Origin of the sequence: Rhizobium sp. SG570 (genome assembly GCF_012275345.1) — a bacterium.
In the GTDB taxonomy this organism is placed as follows: domain Bacteria; phylum Pseudomonadota; class Alphaproteobacteria; order Rhizobiales; family Rhizobiaceae; genus Rhizobium; species Rhizobium lusitanum.
Genome location: NZ_JAAZQI010000003.1, coordinates 204,582 through 222,418, shown reverse-complemented (window position 1 = coordinate 222,418; position 17,837 = coordinate 204,582). Strand labels below are relative to the sequence as shown.

Below are 17,837 nucleotides of genomic sequence, written 5' to 3'. Positions count from 1 at the left end.
ATATGGTGCGCGTAGCCTGGAAACATGAGCAAGATGCATCTCACTTCATTGACCACCATGACCGCCCGAGTGCGGTGGATGGTCCTGTCGTGAACTAAGTCTGTTCATTTGATAAAGTGGATCAATCCCGCCGGGCGCGAGCGGGGTTTTCTTTTGCACTCGCTCTGATCGTTAACTTTGGAGTGAGACGTGAATCAACGACATCGGGCTGAATGGCACTTGACGTCGCGAACGACCGCCTAGCAAACCGCTTTACGGAGGCAAGTTTCGCCTTTGCGTCAGGATCAATTATCCTTGGCGAAGGCAATGATTACTCCGACATTGATCTCGTGGTCGTATTCCCGAACCTACCGAAAGCATGGAGAGAGTCGTTCGACATGGAGGGTTTTCCTGTCGAAACTTTCGTTCAAGATCCCCCGATCACGACGGCGCCGGGCTTGCTTCGGCACGCGGCTGTGCATTCAGATGAAGTATTCTGGAATAGAAGCCGTACTGGGCGTCGTTGCTGGAGATGCTGACGACGGCGGTCTTCGACAGTTCGTCGTCGAAGATCGAGAACAGCATCTTGCGATCGTCCTCGTTCAGATGGCACAGGGCCTCGTCGCTGACGACCCAAGCGGGCCCGTGGACCAGGAGCCGGGCGAAGGCCAGATGCTGCTGCTCGTCGACCGTCAATTCCTTGTCCCAGCGGGCCACGCGGTCGAGCGACGGGATCAGGTGGCGGAGGTCCGTGCGTTCCAGCGCGCGCGAGAAGGCCGCCTCCTGGAAGGTGGAAGGTTTGCAGGGGTAGGACAGCACCTCGCGCAATGAACCGTTCGGGACATACGGCCGCTGCGGAAGGAAGATGGTATCCGCTTTCGGCGGCAGGCGCAGCCGCCCGGTTCCCCAGGGCCAGAGCCCGGCCAACGCGCGAAACAGCATGCTCTTGCCTGTGCCCGGCTTGCCGATGACGAGGACACGTTCGCCCGGCAGAACGGCGACGTGCGGCTCGTCGATGGAGACTGCCCGGTCCGCAACGTGCACAGTCAGGTCGTCGAGGGCCAGCACCGGCTCGCCCTCGAGAATGGCGATGCGGCTTTGCGACGGCGCGGCCTGGTCCATGGCGAGAAGCGCCTGGCGCAGGTCCATGACGCGTTGGAGCGTGGCCCGCCAGTCGGCAATGTTGCCGGCGTTGTCGACATACCATCGCAGTGCCTGCTGGACCTGGTTGAAGGCACCGACGACAACCATCAACTCGCCGAATGTGAGCTGCCCGCCAAAATATCCCGGAGCTGCGGCGACGATCGGGGCCACGGTCGCGAACCACCCGTATCCTGCTGTGACGCCCGTCAGCCTCGTGGCAACGTTGGCAATCCGCCGCATGAGCCCGATCACGCCGTCGAATTCGCGTTCGAGCCGCGCCTGCTCGCCCTCCTCGCCTCCAGAGAGTGCGATGCCGTCACTGGCTTCGTTCGCTTGCATGAGGCCGAAGCGGAATTCGGCCTCTCGAGCGTACCGTGCCGCGTTGAGCTCGATCAGAGGACGGCCCAGACGCCAGCTCAGCGACGAGCCGGACGCCGCGTAGATCAACGCGACCCAGACCATGAATCCTGGGATCTGAAAGCTGCGGCCGTCGAATTCGAACACGAAGCCGCGGGAGAGCAGCCACAGCACTCCGACAAAGCTAAATAGCAGCAGTGTGGACTGGAAGAATCCGATCGCCAGCGACACGGTAAGCTCGGTCAGCCGTCTCGCGTCCTCCTGGACACGCTGGTCGGGATTGCTGCCGACCGGCCCTGCGCCGGCGAGAAGAAATGCCCTCCGGGGTGCGAACCACTGGACAAGGAGATCGCGGGTGACGCAGTCGCGCAAGGCGATCTTCGTCCATTGGTCGAGCCATGTCTGCGCGATGTTCAGGAAGATGAGGACGATGGCGACGATGGTGAACACGACGAGCTGCCGGAGGAACGAGGCCAGATCCTTGTTCTTCACAGCATCGAAGAACGGTTCGTACCAGGCGTTCAGCCGAAGCTGGCCGATCGTCGTCGCGGCGATGACGACGGCTAGGCCAACCACGAGCAGAAGGAGCTTGTAACGGCCCGGCGATCCGCTAACGGCGTCCCCATAGGTGCGGAGCTGTCGAGCCGTTCCGGCTGTGCTCGCAGCCGAAGAGAAAAAGGATTGGTCCTGTGACATGGCGCCTCGATTTGAGATCCGGAAATGCTGGCATCGATTCCTGGCAGGCGGAGAAGAGGGGAAACTTTCTTGGAAGGACGCCTCTCACGAGCGGCGTCCTTCTTCGGCGGCTGTTCTGGACGCTCCTGTGGATGCCGGAGCGTCCGGCCCCTCCCGCTCGGGCTGCTTCAGGAGGCGCGGGAGGCCGATGCCTGCGGCGAGAACGACGATCCCGGGACGCCGCCCGTATCGGTCCGAGAAGCGCCCCCACAGCGGTGCGAACAGGAACAGCGCGAGGGTGTAGGTTCCAGTCAGGACGCCGGTATGCTGCGCCAGGATTGCCGGATCCGACGTCCCGGCAATCCTGGCAATCGTGGACGGAAGGATCGGCAGCAGGAATCCGTAGCCGAGGGCGATGGCGAACATAGCCAGCAGCAAGGCGGCCAACGACCATGGTGGCAGCGGACGAAGGGAATTGCTATCGGTCCTTGTCATCGTCCGGAACCTACTGCTGCATGAACGCCTGCATCTCGTCAGGCGTGACCTTGCCGTCCTTGTTCGCGTCCACAGCGTCGAAGATACGCTTGTGGATGGCCGTCACCTCCTCGAAGGACAGCGCGCCGTCCCCGTCCGTGTCGGCGATCGCGAACATGATCTTCATCATGTGTCCACGCATGCCCATCATCGGCATGCCGGGCTGCATCATGCCCCGTTCCATTATCCCACCCTGCATCACGTCGGCGCCGGGCCTGCCATTCTGGCCTTGCCCCGTCATGTCGTCGGTCCCGGCCGGCGGGGCCGCCTCCGCGTTCGCGGGATGATGCGGATCGGTTCCGGCCTCCTGTGCGAGAGCCAGGCCTGCGCTGCCGATGGCGATCAAGGCGGCCAGACCTGTCGCGTATGGCAATTTTCTCGTAATCATGTCGTTTCTCCTTTCGGTTGGTGTCCGTTCCTCCGCCCCGTGCATTCCGCACGGGCCGGTACCCGATTGTCGTGTCCGGCGACCGCGCCGCCGGACACCTAGTCGATTGTCGCGCGCCGAAGCCGCAGCGAGTTGCCGATGACGCTAACAGAGGACAGCGCCATTGCGGCGGCCGCGATGATCGGCGAGAGCAGCAGCCCGAAGGCCGGATAGAGCACGCCCGCCGCAATGGGGATCCCTGCGGCGTTGTAGACGAAGGCGAGGAACAGGTTCTGGCGGATGTTGCTCATCGTCGCATGGCTGAGCTTGCGGGCTCTCGCGATGCCCTGCAGGTCGCCCTTCAGCAGCGTGACGCCGGCGCTTTCGATCGCTACATCCGTTCCCGTGCCCATGGCGATGCCAACGTCGGCGGCGGCAAGCGCCGGAGCATCGTTGACCCCGTCTCCGGCCATGGCGACGACGCGACCTTCGCTCCGAAGCCTGGCGACCACCTTGCCCTTGTCCTCCGGCAGGATCTCCGCTTCCACCTCGTCAATGCCGAGCCTGCGCGCCACGGCCTCAGCCGTCGTCCTGTTGTCGCCGGTCAGCATCACGACGCGGATGTTCTCCTCCTTCAGCGAGCGCAGCGCCGCGGCCGTCGTCGCCTTGATCGGATCCGCGATGGCGACAAGACCGCCCACCTTGCCGTCGACGGCGACGTAAATCACCGTCGCGCCCTCGCCGCGAAGCGCCTCGGACTCGGCCACGAGAGCCGAGAGGTCGACGCCTGCTTCCGCCATGATCCGATGGCTGCCGATCACGAGCTTCCTGTCGTTGACCGTTCCGGTGACGCCCTTGCCGACAGGACTGTCGAACTCGCGGGCCTCGCCGAGGACAATTCCCCTCTCCTGAGCTGCTGCGACGATGGCGGCAGCCAGAGGATGTTCGCTGGCCCTTTCGAGCGTGGCTGCCAGCCTGAGAAGTTCGGCCTCGTCGAATCCGCTGACGGCCTTCAGTGCGGTGACCTTCGGCCGGCCTTCCGTCAGCGTGCCGGTCTTGTCGATGACCAGTGTGTCGATCTTCTCGAAGCGTTCCAGCGCCTCGGCGTTCTTGATGAGGACGCCCATCCGGGCGCCCCGTCCGACGCCGACCATGATCGACATCGGCGTCGCCAGCCCGAGGGCGCAGGGGCAGGCGATGATCAGCACGGCGACGGCGGCGACGAGGCCATGGGCGAAGCGGGGCTCGGGTCCCCAGATTCCCCAGACGACGAAGGCGATGATCGCGATGAGGATCACCACGGGAACGAACCAGCCGGAGACCCGATCGGCCAGGCGCTGGATCGGCGCCCGGGAACGCTGGGCGTCCGCGACCATCCGCACGATCTGCGCCAGCATGGTATCGCGCCCGACCTTGCCGGCCGTCATGACGAAGCCGCCGCTCTGGTTGAGCGTGCCTCCGATCAGCTTGGCGCCGACTTCCTTGGTGACCGGCATGGATTCGCCGGTAATCATGGATTCATCGATGGAGCTGCGTCCCTCGACCAGTTCGCCGTCGACGGGCACCTTCTCACCCGGCCGGACGCGCAGGCGGTCCCCAACAACGACGACGTCCAGCCCGACGTCTTCGTCCGAACCGTCCTCCCGGATGCGGCGCGCCGTCTTCGGCGCGAGGTCGAGCAACGCCCGGATAGCGCCGCCCGTCTGCTCCCGCGCCCTTAGTTCCAGAATCTGTCCCAGCAGCACGAGGACGGCGATGACGGAGGCCGCCTCGAAGTAGATGGCGACGGAACCATCGGCGGCCCGGAAGGTGTCCGGAAAGATGTCAGGCGCGGCCGTGGCGACGACGCTGTAGACCCAGGCGACGCCCGTTCCCATCGCGATTAGAGTGAACATGTTGAGGCTTCGGTTGACGAGCGAAGCCCAGGCCCGCTCGAAGAACGGCCATCCCGCCCACAGCACTACCGGCGTCGCCAGCACGAGCTGAATCCAGTTGGAGACCTGTGCGCCGAGCAGCATGTGCAGGTTGGTGAGATGCCCACCCATCTCCAGCGCGAGGACAGGCACCGTCAGGACCAGGCCGATCCAGAACCGGCGGGTCATGCCGACGACCTCGGCGCTCTGCCCCGTCGCCGCAGTCGCGACCTCCGGCTCCAGCGTCATGCCGCAGATCGGGCAGGTACCGGGACCGAGCTGCCTAATCTGGGGATGCATCGGGCAGGTATAGATCACGCTCTCCTGACCCGCCGGCCCGACGCTCACCTGGGCGTCGGGTTTCTTCTCATTGTGGTGGCGGTGACCGTGGTCATGGCCTTCGTGCATGTGATGATCAGTCACGGAAAGCTCCTCCACGATGGCTTCCGGCGGCCTCTGTTCCGCGGCCGAGCCGCGGTATGAAGCGGGGAACGGCCCTGGCATAGGCGTCCCACGCAGTTCCGAACTCGACGCGCGAGGCCTCCTCCTCCCGCTTCGCAAGGCGCACATAAATCCAGACGAGAACCGGGAACATGGCGAGCGTCACCAAGGTCGGCCATTGCAGCAGGAATCCGAACATGATGACGACGAAGGCGTCGTATTGCGGATGGCGGACGCGAGCATAGGGGCCGATGGTCGCCAGACGGTGGTCACGCTGGGCGGCGTAAAGCACGTGCCAGCTTGAGGCGAGCAGCCAGAAGCCGGCGATGATCAGCATGTTGCTCGCGAGGTGGAACGGCCCGAAATGCGGCTCGAGCCTCCAGCCGAACATTGTCTCAAGCAGGTGGCCGGCGTCATGCGACCAGAAGTCGACGCCGGGGAACTCCCACCCGAGCCAGCCGGACAGCAGGTATATGGTCAGCGGGAAGCCATACATCTCCGTGAAGAGCGCGACGATGAAGGCGGAGAAGGCGCCGAGCGAACGCCAGTCCTGCTCCGTTTCGAGCTTGATGAAGCTCGCCGCGAAGACGATGAACACCACCGAATTGATGATCACGAGGCTCCAGAGCCCGTAGGCCGGGGTGTCAGACATCGTCTGCCTCCTTCTTCGGCTGGACGAGGCCGGCCTGATGGCTGGCATGGTCGTGGCCGGAATGACCGCCGTGACCGTGATGCATGACCAGATGCATCAGCGGGCAGGCGAGGATGAGGAGCCAGGGCAGGATGCCGAGGACGTGCACGCGATGCTCGTATGCGATGAGCCCCAGGGCGATCATGGCGAAGGCGATGAAGACGGTCCTGCTATAGGTGCTCCAGGCCGATGAGGAATGATTGTCGTTCATGACGATGTCTCGTTCAAAGGAGTTCGGGGAAAGGCTTCGCGAACCGATGGACCGCGTCAGCCGATGCCGTCGTAGGTGACGTAGGCCATCATGCCCGTCGCCATGTGATAGAGGTGGTGGCAGTGAAGCGGCCAGCGGCCGGGATTGTCGGCATCGAAGGCCAGGACGACGCTCGCCATCGGCGGCAGCAGGACCGTGTCCCTGACCGCGCCGGCTATAGGCGTCCCATTGATGGCGACCACCTGGAAATGATGCCCGTGCAGGTGCATCGGATGCGCCATCATCGAGGCGTTGCCGATCGTCACCTCGATCCGCTCGCCGCGCTTGACGACGAGACCATCCGCTCCATCGATACCCCAGGTATAGGCGGCCATGTCGCCCGTCAGCGAAAGCTCGAAGCGGCGGCCCGCCGCACGGGAGGCAAACGGGCCGATAGGTCGCAGGCGCTGCTCAAGGTCGAGACCGAGGACCGGTCCCTTCGCATCACCCGCGGCTGGAATCCTGCGGACATCAGCACCTGCCGTGGCCAGGACGATTCCCGTACGATCGACGGCGCCTTCGCGAAGAGCGAGGATGGGAAAGGCGCCACCTTCCCTAGGTAGGCTCACACGGATGTCGAGACGCTGGCCCATGGCGACCGGAAACGACGTCCCTACAATGTGTTCGATGCCCTGCCCGTCGACGGCGATCAACTCGCCGGAAAGGCCGCCGATGTCGATGGTGAAGGCGGTCGCCGTCGCTCCGTTGATGATCCGAAGGCGGACGCGACCACCCTTTTCGACCTTGACGACTTCGGGGTCGTCGAGCGTACGGTCGTTGGCGAGATAGGCGTCGTAGTCAATGTCGTTGAGGTCCATGGCGGCCACTCCCGGCATGGCCATGCCCGCCATGTCGTTGCCGGACATCATGTGCTGCATGCCGCCCATGCCCCGCATCGCGCCGTGGTCCATCGGCATGGCTCCGGGTGCGGCATTCCTCTTCAGCTTCCCGAGCAGTTCCTCGGCCGGCAGGAAGGAAAAGTCGTGCAGCAGGACGACGACCTCCTGTTCGTCCCGCTTCAGGTCGTCCGCGGTTCGCACGATCAGCGGGGCGGCGAGCAGGTTCTGCTCCTGCAATGTGTGGGCATGCATCCAGTGCGTACCGCCCGCGCCGACCGGAAAGGTGTAGCGCCGGGTTTCCGACGGTCGCAGGAGCGCTGCGGGATTGTCCGGCACGCCGTCGGCCGCCCAGGGGGGCGTCAGCCCATGCCAGTGGATCAGAGTCGGTTCATCGATGCTGCTCGACAGCGCGACGTCGAATTCGGTGCCGGCATCCAACGCCAGCCCCGACGTTCCGTCGGGTTGGACGAGACCAAAGACGCGGGCGGATCTGCCCTTGATGTCGATGGTCCGGTAGCCGACAGATAAGCGGCGCGGCGCAGGAGATGTTTTGACAGCGGCATCCTGCGCCAAGCTGCGCATGGGACGAAGGGCGGCCGATGTGCCGAGCGCTGCTGCGCCCACCATCAGGCCGTTGAGAAAGTCACGGCGTTTCATAGTATTGGTCCTGTTTCCGGATCGGCTCAGCCGATCATTGATCTTGGGCATCTGGATAGAAGCCCGTGGAATCGACCGGACGCAGCAATAAGGCGGCCTCCGGAATCCTCAGACCGGAAGACGAGGAGGACCGAGCGTGGGTGGCAGGGCCAGACCGCTACCAGTCTGGTCGCCCCATGCAAAACAAAGGAAGGAGCCTATGGCTGCGGGAGCCTCTATCCTGTCCGCGCTGGCGAGCACGATACAGAAGCCGCACTGCACCGCGCAGCAGGCTTTGTGATCAGAAGTGCGAAGACCGCCTTCGAGCGGGACGCGGACGTCCTTCGCGAGTACAGAGAACTGCGCCGAGCCGGAGTGACCGTGGGCCTCGTGTTCATGGCACTGCATCGCCTGCACGCCTGCGGCGGGCGCAATGAGAAGCGCGAGCGCGACCAGCATGGTCAGCACTGCGTTCGTCCATGCGAACCTGCGGCGGTCGGCGACCATGTGCGCGGCTCCGTCCCCTGATCAGCCGAAACGTGGGCTGACGACGTTGAAGATAGCAGCGGTCAACGCTCCCGCATAGCCGCCGAAGACGAGGGCGGTGAGGGTCACGCCGAGCACCGGGAAGGAGACGCGCGTCGGCGCCGCCGAACATCTCGCGGAAAGGGCTTGCAGGGTTATATTCGCCATTGAACGATCCTCTGCCGGGCTGTCGATACAGCCGGGATGACGGATCGATGTTGAACCGGCCCTTCGCCTCTATCCTTGATGCAAGTCAAAGATGTGAAAAGAAGCTGAGCATCTGACCGAGGGCCGCATCAAACTGGCCCGCTCTACTCGATCACCGGCGATGGCGGAATTTCGCATCCTAGATGGCGCTGCCGAGCAATAACCGGAAACCGGTTTCAATCAGGTCGAAAGTCGATACCGCTACTATTGCACTGTCTGTACTGAGACCAGCCAGCATAGTGGCTTCGGTACATGGCTCCCGGCGTGAATGGATTTTGCTCTTTGACTAGGCTCTGATGGGGTGGACGCCTCCTTTAAATGGTGATCAACGTCTCTATTCTGGCACATCGATGCCGTCGGGGGGGCGTCCACATGGGGTAATCGCGGGAGCGATGCCCCTCTCGATCCGATCATGATCTTGGATGGCGGCTGTTCCCCGATAAGATGAAGTACGGGCTCTCGACTGGACGCCGGGCCCAGCATCAACGGAGAACAGCCATGACAGAGTATATCGGCCTCGATGTATCAATGAAAGAGACTGCAGTTGCAATCCGCCGAGAAGGCGTGCGTGTTTGGCGGGGGAAATGCATATCAGATCCTCACGTTATTGCCGAACTTATCCGCAAACGCGCACCCACGGTGAAACTCGTGGTGTTTGAAACGGGACCGCTCTCGGTGTGGTTTTATCATGCGCTTCGAGCAGAGGGCCTGCCTGTCATCTGCATCGATGCACGACACGCCAAAGCGGCGCTCGACATGGCGACGAACAAAACGGACGCGAATGACGCCGATGGATTGGCGCACCTGGCCGAAGTTGGATTCTTCCGAGAGGTCCGCGTGAAGGGGTTCGACAGCATGTTAGCGCGCACGCTTGTCGCGGCGCGCACCCGGTTAGTCCATATGACGACCGAACTTTCCAATCAGATTCGCGGCATCATGAAAACGTTTGGCTTGGTCGTTCCAGCAGGCAAAGGAAGCGTGTTTGAGAAGAATGTTCGAGATCTTGTCTCCAGCGATCATGATCTCGCTCATATCGTGCTACCGCTTCTCGACGCCTGGAAAGGCCTGCGTGCCCGCGCCGCGGACCTCGGGCGCAAGTTGGTCGCTGATGCCCGCCAAAGCCAAGCCTGCCGTATCCTTATGTCCATCCCCGGCGTGGGAGCAATCACTGCAACCTCTTTCGCGACTGCCATTGAAGAGCCGGGAAACTTCAGGAAGTCTCGGTCCGTGGGCGCGTGGATCGGCCTCACCACGCGACGCTACCAATCCGGCGAAGTCGATTACGACGGCCATATATCCCGACGCGGCGACCGCCATCTGCGTGGGCTTCTCTACGAAGCAGCGTCGGTCATTCTTACGCGCAGCTCCGTGCAGAGTTCCTTGCAAACATGGGGGCTTCAACTCCGCGAGAGGATCGGCTTCAAAAGAGCTGCTGTAGCCGTCGCACGAAAGCTTGCGGTCATCATGCACACCATGCTCAAGACCGGAGAGCTCTTCAATCCAAATACAGGAGTGGCAGTGACAGCATAGTATCGAATAGGGCTCAATACTGAGCACTTGAAGCGTCCCTGCCGGGACGTGAGCCGAGCCATTCCGTTGATGGGGTTGCATCGCTGTCTCAGCCGAATGCGTCGTCCACATTGAAGGCTCGTCCCGCGAAGCTCCATCATGCGGCGACTGATGTCGACCGCGAAGACAACCATGCACCTGGCAGCACCGCCTCAACAACTTAACGCTTGACGCCCCAGCCGCGATTAGACAACCCCATCAGAGCCATTGCAGGTAGCCTGGAGGGGGAAGCGTCAATTCACTCTCGACGCTACAAACATAGCATCTTAGTCGATCCGATCTGGAAATCTCTCACAGCCTCCTCATACTACAGTCGCTTCAGACACCCGCCGCAGGGCCATGAACATGGCGCACCGATGGCTAAAAGCACCTCAAAATGAGCCTGTGCGTTCCGGAGAAAAGATGCGATGTATGGGGTCGGCCAACCCGCTCATGTTATTTTCGCGAGATTTAAAATTGCGCAGCCTTATCCTTTCCAGCCTCCTGACGATCCTCTCAACGTCTGGAGCGCTCGCCCAACAGGCAGATCACTATATAGCGATGAGCAATACAGCCATGAGCGTCACCGGCGATGTCTGGCTGGACGATTTCAGTATCAAGTTTGAAAACGGAGAGTCGCTCGAATTCTCTGATCTCGTTGCCGATCACTTCAGCGTAGATGGTCGGAATGTGCCGGCGTCGGTCTATCGTGTCAAAGAGCCTGGCGATCCAGAGCTGCAAAATGGCAACCAACTCTGCGGTGCCGGCGACGTCACCTTTGTTGCGTCTTGGGCCGACGGATCGGAGTCAACGGCAATTGCCGTCTTCAATGGCAAAAGGGCACCGAGAAGCAGCAATGAGATGTGTGCACTCTATACTTATGAAGATCCGAAATAGGCTGCGCACCGCGAGAAATGTCGCATCGGCCTTTGGTTCTGACTTCAAAGGGCATCAACTTAACGGAGTTTGGAACTTGATGAGCGATGATGGGGCATGACCGATCGTGACCCAATCCACCGCCGTCAACACTTTCCAGCCGAAATCATCGCCCACGCAGTCTAGCGCTCACCAAGTGAAACGGGGACCGAAAGAGCCATAGGAACCCGGTGTCGACCCGCTTGGATCTAGCTGATTATCTCGTTCGACTCGCTCAGACCATCGCCGACGCTCGGCCGCTTTTTCTTTGGCGTTGGCGGAACTCGCGGTCACGGGACCAGGTTGACCGCGAGTTCCGCCGATCGTCGAGCAGGAAACAAAGAACACGGCGGGAAAAATAATCAGAATACCCAAGGCAACCGCCCTCGTGACGCCGTAGTCGATCGGCTGCATAGACATCCCCAATGCTCTCTTTGACCATCTGAAATAAAGGGAGATGCTATTCGATTTCGCATCGCGTGGAAACTGGAGGCTATTCGGTTTTCCGGGTGATGGCAGTGACCGGTGCTCCGGCCCCACATTATCCTCATCCTCGCCGCCCTATCGTCCGCCGCATGTCACAAACTATATTGCGGCGTCGGACCGAATGCGGGCAAACTCAGTGAAAATTCCGGCTCCTCACCTTGAGCGTATCGATGTGCAAATCAGGCACATCGATCTCACGGATCTCCATCGCCACTCGCTCTCTCGAATCCGGACTGCCGGGCGCACCATGGGCGAACTCGTCGCCGCGGCCAGTCGGCAGCTTGACACGACAACACGGCTTCCGGCTGTTCAGCGCAGCCTGGTGGAGACTCAGATGGACCGAATCTCAAAGCGAGGAACTTTGACAACCAGAAAGCAGAGGCCAAGATCGGCGTCCATATTCTCAACCGCATGACTGAACTCGGTCGTCCAGAGATCCAACGCGTCGCGTGAAATATGCTGTGTTCGGCATCCGCATGGCCTGCCATGAACGCGGCGCTTTCCGATGGGAGGACAATGTTTGCCGGGGCGAAATCGACAGCGACGACAAGCTCGGCCGTTTCGAACGCCATGGCATCGGCTTCATGATGTCCATGGAGCGGCCGCTCGCGACTGGCGCCATCTTTACATGTTGATCGGCATCGTCTGGGGCTGCGGCGCCCTTGAGTGGAAGTATCGGCGGATCAACTGTTCAGCGAATTAATTCATTAACTTACGCAGTGATACGTTGTTGTATCGACCAATGCTGCAGTTAGAACTTAATCGAATTTCGGATTGGAGCTTCTGGTGACTTTTTATCAGAAAGTACTTGAAGATCGGATTAACGGAACAGCCACCAGCGTTATGCCCCAGGCGGCGGGGCTAACACGGATTATGGCAACTCAACCCAGGCGACCGTTGCCTCCCTCGGCGTCGGCATGAACAAGGCCCACTGAGGCACAATCTGACATGACTTGGAACCGGATCGGAGCAGAACAGAGGCAATCGATTGGAATTCCGCAATCCACTAAAGCGGATGTCGCTGCCAAACTCATAAATCTTCAAGTGCTTCGAGCGCTCGCGGCCTTGTCTGTGGTGGTGGCACATACCATCCATGAAACTGAAAATCTGGCTGTCGTGACAGCACGCCAAGCCGTCGACGCCAAGGCATGGTACCTCGGCTACGGTGTCGATATCTTCTTCGTCCTGTCGGGCTTCATCATGATGCATACCGCCGCGGCGGAGTTCGGCAAAAGCGGTGCTCCCTTGCGCTTCTTCTTGCGACGCTGCGCACGCGTCGTTCCGCTCTACTGGTTGCTAACGAGCGTCATGCTGCTCGGCGCGGCCGTGGCGCCTTCACTGCTCAACGTTCCAGTTGGCGATATTTCTCATGTCGTCGCATCCTATCTCTTCATCCCTGACATGCGTGGCGCGAATGAGATCCGGCCGGTGCTCGCCCTTGGCTGGACCTTGAACTATGAGATGCTGTTCTATGTGCTCTTCGCGCTGGCGCTAATGATGCCGATCCGGCCGGGCATTATTGGGCTGTCGGCACTGATGGCTGCGCTGGCCCTCGTTGGCACCACGATTGAACCCCGGAATGTCCAGATTGCTTTCTGGACGAACCCCATCATCCTGGAATTTCTGTTGGGTGTATATGTAGCGTTGATTTTCCGCAGCGGCCTGCGGATCGGTCCTGGGGTCGCACTTGCTCTGATGGCGATCGGGCTCATCGGATTCGCTCGTTTCTCCACTCCCTGGGACGATGCAGCTCTTCCGCAATTCCTGCGCAGAGGTGTGCCCGCTGCCGTGTTTGTCCTAGCCGCCGCAATCGGTCCTGCCCTTCCTCTCAAACGGATCGTGCTGTGGGGCGTCGCCGTTGGAGACGCTTCCTATAGCCTCTATCTCGCCCATCCCTTCATCGTGCGGCCTATGCGGGCCATTTGGGCGAAGGCTATCGGTGACCACCTCTCTCTTGGCCTGTTCGTCATCTATGCGACCATCGGTTCCATCATATTCGCGCTAGCGCTCTTCAGGGTTGTCGAAAGACCCCTCACGATCTATGTGCGAGAGCTGGGATCCGGCCGCAAACAAAAAACGGAGAAGCGGCTTTCCGGTGTTCGACCGCGCGATGTGTAAAGCAGGTAAGCGAGACGGTGTATAAGCGTTTCAGCCGCTGGTGCCATGCCGGCGTCTGGGAGCGGGTGTTCGAGGCCCTGACGGCAGACCGCAACAACCAGTATCTGATGATCGACAGCAGGATCGTTCGCGCCCATGAGGATCGGTTTCCGGCTGCTTCGTTGCCCATTAACGTATCTACCCATACCCCAATTTACAATTAAAGGATGCATGGCGCAGCTGCGAAGTTGTGCCGTGACGAACCAGGCGAAAGTCCTTCCTTCGCTGATTTCCTTTCTTCGATGGTGGGGAGTGGCGCGTAACCGGCGCGATAATCGGGCGCCGTCATCTCAAGAACCTCCGAAACCGCCCGAGAGCAAAGAAAAATAGGACCATTCCGATAGCAAGCAAGGATAAAAGCTGCGGCCAGACGACATCTATGCCGGCGCCTCGAAAGAGCACGGCTTGCGCCAGAATGACGAAGTGGGTGTTGGGCGCAAGAAGCATGATGTTCTGAATGATTTCGGGCATGCTTTCGCGTGGCGTCATGGCGCCGGACAGGACCTGCAGCGGCAAAAGCACAAGAATGAGGAGCAAGCCGAATTGCGGCATCGAGCCTGCGACGGTGGCCAAAAATATTCCCATCGCCGTCGTTGCAAAAAGCTGGAGCGCAGTTCCAAGCAGAAACAGCGCCATCGAGCCTTCGATCGGTATGCCAAGCAGACCTTTGACCACCATGAAGACAGAGACGGCCGTGGCGACCAGGACCACGAGTCCCATCGACCAGATCTTGCTCAGCATGATCTCCAGTGGGGTCACGGGCATGACGAGCAAATGCTCGATCGTGCCGTGCTCCTTTTCGCGGATCAGGGCGGCACCCGTCAGCACGATCGAAAGCATGGTGATCGAGGTGATGATGTTATTGATCGAGCCGAACCAGGATTTGTTAAGCTGCGGATTGAATCTGGCCCGCAAGGTCAGATCTACCGGCACGTTGCTTTCAGCGCGATAGCGCTTCATGAATTCATCGACCTCGCTTGTGACGATGGTCTGGATATAGCCGCTCCCGGAGAAGGCCTGGCTCATCCGCGTGGCGTCGACATTGAGCTGAATCGCCGGATGTTGCCCCGCCATGACCTTGCGTTGAAAGTCCGGGGGGATGTTGAGCGCAAATGTGTCGAGGCCCGCATCCATCCGCTGATCCATCTCGGCGATGGAAATCTGCTTGGGTGGCACGAAGTAAGGGGGATAGAAGGCAGTGCTGATCCGCCCCGACAGCGGCGACTGATCCTCGTCGACGATGGCGACAGCCGCGTTGTTCAAGGTTTCCGGCAAGGCACTGGAGCCAGTATAGATCTGCAGCGTGAACGCATAGACGACGAGCAGGACGAGCATCGGATCGCGGGCAAGCCCACGCAACTCCTTGATCCCCAGCTGCAGGATATTGGACAATGCCATGTCATCCCTCCTGCTTCTTGATTAGCAGCGTCCCCAGGATCGAAAGGATCGGGATCGCGATCAATAGCGGAATAAAGGAGCCGTAGAGGCCTGCGAAGTCGAGCGCCTTGGAGAAGGTGCCGCGAGAAATCGTCATGAAATAGGTGGCCGGATAGAGCTCGCCGATGAGAGCGCCGGCGCCCCGTAGCGATGAGACCGGGTCGATCATGCCGGAATATTGCGTCGCCGGTATCAAGGTCAGGAGCGCGGTGCCGAAGATGGCCGCGATCTGGCTTTTCATGAAGGACGAGATGACGATACCGATCGAGGTCGCGATGATCACATAGAGCAGCGCCGCCGTCAGATAGGTCAGATAGCTGCCGGTGAACGGCACGCGGAAGACCAGCGTGGCAAAGGCCGTCAGCAGAACAAAGTTCAATAGCCCGAGCGCGACATAGGGCAATTGTTTGCCGATCAGGAACTCCAGCTTGCTGACCGGCGTGACGTAAAGGTTGATGATCGAGCCGAGCTCTTTCTCGCGCACGACACTTAAGGCTGCGAGCATTGCCGGGATGAGCATCAGCAGCAGCGGGATGACGGCAGGGACCATCGCCACCAGGCTTTTGACGTCGGGATTATAGCGAAAGCGCGTTTCAATGGTGAACGAGCCTTGCGTGGCCGCCGCCCCATAGAGTTCCTTTGCCTTGCGTGCCAGCCAATTGGCATGCATGCCCTGAACGTAACTCCTGACCGTTTCGGCCCGTTGCGGCATCGCCCCGTCGATCCATGCGCCGATTTCGACGACATCGCCGCGCAGCACGTTTCGGCCGAAGCCAGGCGGTATCTCGATGGCGAGGCTAAGTTCGCCGTCCCGCATGCGCCGATCCATATCGGCATAATCCTTGATTGGCGCCTTCTCGATAAAGTACCTCGATCCGGCAATATCGAGTGCGTAATCGCGGCTGATGGTCGAGCTATCGCGGTCGAGCACGGCAAAGGTCAGATCCTCGACATCGAGGTTGATGCCATAACCGATCACGAACATCAGGATAACGCTCCCAAGAACGGCAAGCGTGCCGCGAACGGGATCGCGTTGCAGCTCCAAGGCTTCGCGGCGCGTGTAGCTGAACATGCGGCGAAAATCGAAGAAGCGGCGGCGTGTCGGCGATGCGGCTGCCTCAAGGGCGTTTGCCATGACGACAGGCTTTGCCTCCTGGCCACGCACAATGCCGGACGCCTCCTCGAGATAAGCGATAAAAGCGTCCTCGAGTGTTTCCGTATTGCGACTTTTGGCAATGGCGGCAGGGGTGTCGCTTATCAACACCTTGCCTGCGTGCATCAGCGAAATGCGATCGCAGCGCTCTGCCTCGTTCATGAAATGGGTCGAGACGAAAATCGTCACATCGTCTTTGCGCGACAGGTCGGCAAGGATCTGCCAGAAAGCATCGCGAGCAACGGGATCGACACCCGAGGTCGGCTCGTCGAGAATGAGAATGTCCGGCGCGTGGATCATCGCAACCGCAAGCGATAGCCGCTGGCGGATACCGAGCGGCAGTGTGTCCGGCAGTGCATCCATCACATCGCCCAGGCCGAAGCGATCGGTCATTTCGGCGATGCGCGCGGGAATCCGGTCTTCCTTCAGCTTGAAAAGACGGGCATGGAGATCAAGGTTTTGCCGGACCGTCAGCTCGCCATAGAGCGAGAAGGCCTGGCTCATGTAGCCGACGCGGCGCCTGACCGCCATGTCGCTGGCGTCGACCTTGCGGCCGAAAAGCTTGGCTTCGCCTTCGCTGGCGGCAAGCAGGCCCGTCAGCATCTTCATCGTCGTGGTCTTGCCGCATCCATTCGAACCGAGAAAGCCAAATATCTCGCCCTTGGGGATCTGAAAGCTGACATTGTCGACCGCGGTGAAATCGCCGAAGCGCATGCTGAGATGACTGGCCTCGATGGCGTAGACACCATCAGCCGTCTGCGGACGTGGCGGAATGATGATCTCGTGATGATCGCGCCGATCGGCTTCGGGAAGCAGAGCGATGAAGGCAGCGTCGAGATCGCTGGTCTGCGTGCGCTCGAGAAGTTGCTTGGGAGTGCCGGTATCAAGGACTTTGCCGGCATTCATCGCGATCAGCCAGTCGAATCCGGCCGCCTCTTCCATGTAAGCGGTCGCGACGATGACGCTCATACCGGGCCGGCTTGCCCGAATGCTGCCAATCAGTTCCCAGAATTGCCGGCGCGACAGCGGATCGACGCCTGTGGTCGGCTCGTCGAGAATGAGCAGGTCGGGATCATGAATGAGAGCGCAGCACAATCCGAGTTTCTGCTTCATGCCACCCGACAGTTTCGCCGCGGGGCGATCTGCAAAAGAACCCAGGCCGGTGCTGTCGAGCAATTCGGCGATCCTGGCCGTCCGTTCATGTTTGTCCTGCCCAAAGAGGCGCCCGAAGAAGTCGACATTCTCGAAGACGGACAGGGTTGGATAAAGGTTCTTGCCGAGCCCCTGCGGCATATAGGCAATCCTTGGGCAGGTTCGCTCGCGATGCCGGGCATCACGCATGTCTCCGCCGAACACCTCCACGCGTCCCGTCTGCACCGCGTGGGCACCGGAAATCAGCGATAGAAGGCTTGACTTGCCGACACCGTCGGGGCCGATCAAGCCGGTCATTCGCCCCGATGGAATTTCAAGCGTGACCTTGTCCAGCCCGATCGCATTCTTGTAGACGAGCCGGACATCATTCAGCCTGGCAACTGCGGCGCCGCTCTCGTCGTCTTTCGGTGTGCCCTCGATGGTTTCCGCCAT

15 protein-coding genes and 3 pseudogenes are annotated in these 17,837 nt (G+C 60.8%); 7 read left to right on the top strand and 11 right to left on the bottom strand.

The genetic code is table 11. The features are described from left to right. Positions 1–212 precede the first annotated feature (212 nt). A pseudogene (locus tag FHT28_RS36070) lies at positions 213–416 on the top strand (nucleotidyltransferase domain-containing protein); the annotation flags it as partial. 4 nt (positions 417–420) lie between these two features. Here the strand turns inward: FHT28_RS36070 and FHT28_RS08365 are convergent. The 9 genes from FHT28_RS08365 to FHT28_RS08325 all read right to left on the bottom strand — a co-directional run bounded on the left by FHT28_RS08365 (position 421) and on the right by FHT28_RS08325 (position 8,518). Then, complete coding sequence (locus tag FHT28_RS08365; protein ID WP_168595983.1) at positions 421–2,175, bottom strand: ABC transporter ATP-binding protein/permease; 1,755 nt, start codon at positions 2,173–2,175, stop codon at positions 421–423. An 84-nt stretch (positions 2,176–2,259) separates the two neighbouring features. After that, positions 2,260–2,649, bottom strand: a complete 390-nt coding sequence (locus tag FHT28_RS08360) for an MFS transporter (protein WP_168595982.1) — start codon at positions 2,647–2,649, stop codon at positions 2,260–2,262. Positions 2,650–2,659: 10 nt separating this feature from the next. Next, positions 2,660–3,076, bottom strand: coding sequence for an EF-hand domain-containing protein (locus FHT28_RS08355; protein ID WP_168595981.1), 417 nt, complete (start codon positions 3,074–3,076; stop codon positions 2,660–2,662). Between the two features lie 98 nt (positions 3,077–3,174). After that, the gene (locus FHT28_RS08350) at positions 3,175–5,391 is read right to left on the bottom strand and encodes a copper-translocating P-type ATPase (protein WP_168595980.1); all 2,217 of its coding nucleotides are present in this window, start codon (positions 5,389–5,391) and stop codon (positions 3,175–3,177) included. Then, on the bottom strand, positions 5,384–6,061 hold the full coding sequence (locus tag FHT28_RS08345; RefSeq protein ID WP_168595979.1) for an isoprenylcysteine carboxylmethyltransferase family protein: 678 nt from the start codon (positions 6,059–6,061) through the stop codon (positions 5,384–5,386). The genes FHT28_RS08350 and FHT28_RS08345 overlap by 8 nt, the downstream gene beginning before the upstream one ends. Then, positions 6,054–6,311 (bottom strand): DUF2933 domain-containing protein, encoded by a 258-nt coding sequence (locus FHT28_RS08340; RefSeq protein WP_168595978.1) that lies wholly within the window; start codon positions 6,309–6,311, stop codon positions 6,054–6,056. The genes FHT28_RS08345 and FHT28_RS08340 overlap by 8 nt, the downstream gene beginning before the upstream one ends. A gap of 56 nt (positions 6,312–6,367) precedes the next feature. Next, entirely contained in the window at positions 6,368–7,846 is a 1,479-nt protein-coding gene (locus FHT28_RS08335) for a multicopper oxidase family protein (protein ID WP_168595977.1), read from the bottom strand. A 108-nt stretch (positions 7,847–7,954) separates the two neighbouring features. Continuing rightward, positions 7,955–8,332: a hypothetical protein gene (locus FHT28_RS08330; protein ID WP_168595976.1), complete on the bottom strand. Its 378-nt coding sequence runs from the start codon at positions 8,330–8,332 to the stop codon at positions 7,955–7,957. Positions 8,333–8,353: 21 nt separating this feature from the next. Continuing rightward, the gene (locus FHT28_RS08325; protein WP_167669632.1) at positions 8,354–8,518 is read right to left on the bottom strand and encodes a hypothetical protein; all 165 of its coding nucleotides are present in this window, start codon (positions 8,516–8,518) and stop codon (positions 8,354–8,356) included. Between the two features lie 537 nt (positions 8,519–9,055). On the opposite strand from FHT28_RS08325, the gene FHT28_RS08320 reads away from it, so the two are divergent. From FHT28_RS08320 to FHT28_RS08300, 6 genes and pseudogenes are all read left to right on the top strand, one after another. Further along, on the top strand, positions 9,056–10,087 hold the full coding sequence (locus FHT28_RS08320; protein ID WP_037191244.1) for an IS110 family transposase: 1,032 nt from the start codon (positions 9,056–9,058) through the stop codon (positions 10,085–10,087). A 378-nt stretch (positions 10,088–10,465) separates the two neighbouring features. Then, positions 10,466–11,002 carry a hypothetical protein gene (locus FHT28_RS36065; RefSeq protein ID WP_246704813.1) on the top strand — a complete coding sequence of 179 codons (537 nt, stop codon included), beginning with the start codon at positions 10,466–10,468 and terminating at the stop codon, positions 11,000–11,002. Positions 11,003–11,816: 814 nt separating this feature from the next. Continuing rightward, positions 11,817–11,959 (top strand): annotated as a pseudogene (locus FHT28_RS36060) (IS5/IS1182 family transposase); the annotation flags it as partial. Beyond that, positions 11,956–12,141: a hypothetical protein gene (locus FHT28_RS08310; protein WP_168595975.1), complete on the top strand. Its 186-nt coding sequence runs from the start codon at positions 11,956–11,958 to the stop codon at positions 12,139–12,141. The pseudogene FHT28_RS36060 and the gene FHT28_RS08310, both read left to right, overlap by 4 nt. Positions 12,142–12,550: 409 nt before the next feature. Next, positions 12,551–13,624, top strand: a complete 1,074-nt coding sequence (locus tag FHT28_RS08305) for an acyltransferase (RefSeq protein WP_348644974.1) — start codon at positions 12,551–12,553, stop codon at positions 13,622–13,624. Between the two features lie 11 nt (positions 13,625–13,635). Further along, positions 13,636–13,764 (top strand): annotated as a pseudogene (locus FHT28_RS08300) (IS5/IS1182 family transposase); the annotation flags it as partial. Positions 13,765–13,948: 184 nt separating this feature from the next. On the opposite strand, the gene FHT28_RS08295 reads toward FHT28_RS08300, so the two are convergent. After that, on the bottom strand, positions 13,949–15,061 hold the full coding sequence (locus FHT28_RS08295) for an ABC transporter permease (protein ID WP_113109142.1): 1,113 nt from the start codon (positions 15,059–15,061) through the stop codon (positions 13,949–13,951). Between the two features lies 1 nt (position 15,062). Beyond that, positions 15,063–17,837, bottom strand: a complete 2,775-nt coding sequence (gene rbbA / locus FHT28_RS08290) for a ribosome-associated ATPase/putative transporter RbbA (protein ID WP_168595974.1) — start codon at positions 17,835–17,837, stop codon at positions 15,063–15,065.

Coding starts and splice junctions, on each gene's coding strand:
- rbbA (WP_168595974.1), bottom strand. CDS start 17,837: ATGGCGGAAACCATCGAGGGCACACCGAAAGACGACGAGAGCGGCGCC.
- FHT28_RS08330 (WP_168595976.1), bottom strand. CDS start 8,332: ATGGTCGCCGACCGCCGCAGGTTCGCATGGACGAACGCAGTGCTGACC.
- FHT28_RS36065 (WP_246704813.1), top strand. CDS start 10,466: ATGAACATGGCGCACCGATGGCTAAAAGCACCTCAAAATGAGCCTGTG.
- FHT28_RS08325 (WP_167669632.1), bottom strand. CDS start 8,518: ATGGCGAATATAACCCTGCAAGCCCTTTCCGCGAGATGTTCGGCGGCG.
- FHT28_RS08360 (WP_168595982.1), bottom strand. CDS start 2,649: ATGACAAGGACCGATAGCAATTCCCTTCGTCCGCTGCCACCATGGTCG.
- FHT28_RS08355 (WP_168595981.1), bottom strand. CDS start 3,076: ATGATTACGAGAAAATTGCCATACGCGACAGGTCTGGCCGCCTTGATC.
- FHT28_RS08365 (WP_168595983.1), bottom strand. CDS start 2,175: ATGTCACAGGACCAATCCTTTTTCTCTTCGGCTGCGAGCACAGCCGGA.
- FHT28_RS08335 (WP_168595977.1), bottom strand. CDS start 7,846: ATGAAACGCCGTGACTTTCTCAACGGCCTGATGGTGGGCGCAGCAGCG.
- FHT28_RS08345 (WP_168595979.1), bottom strand. CDS start 6,061: ATGTCTGACACCCCGGCCTACGGGCTCTGGAGCCTCGTGATCATCAAT.
- FHT28_RS08340 (WP_168595978.1), bottom strand. CDS start 6,311: ATGAACGACAATCATTCCTCATCGGCCTGGAGCACCTATAGCAGGACC.
- FHT28_RS08295 (WP_113109142.1), bottom strand. CDS start 15,061: ATGGCATTGTCCAATATCCTGCAGCTGGGGATCAAGGAGTTGCGTGGG.
- FHT28_RS08320 (WP_037191244.1), top strand. CDS start 9,056: ATGACAGAGTATATCGGCCTCGATGTATCAATGAAAGAGACTGCAGTT.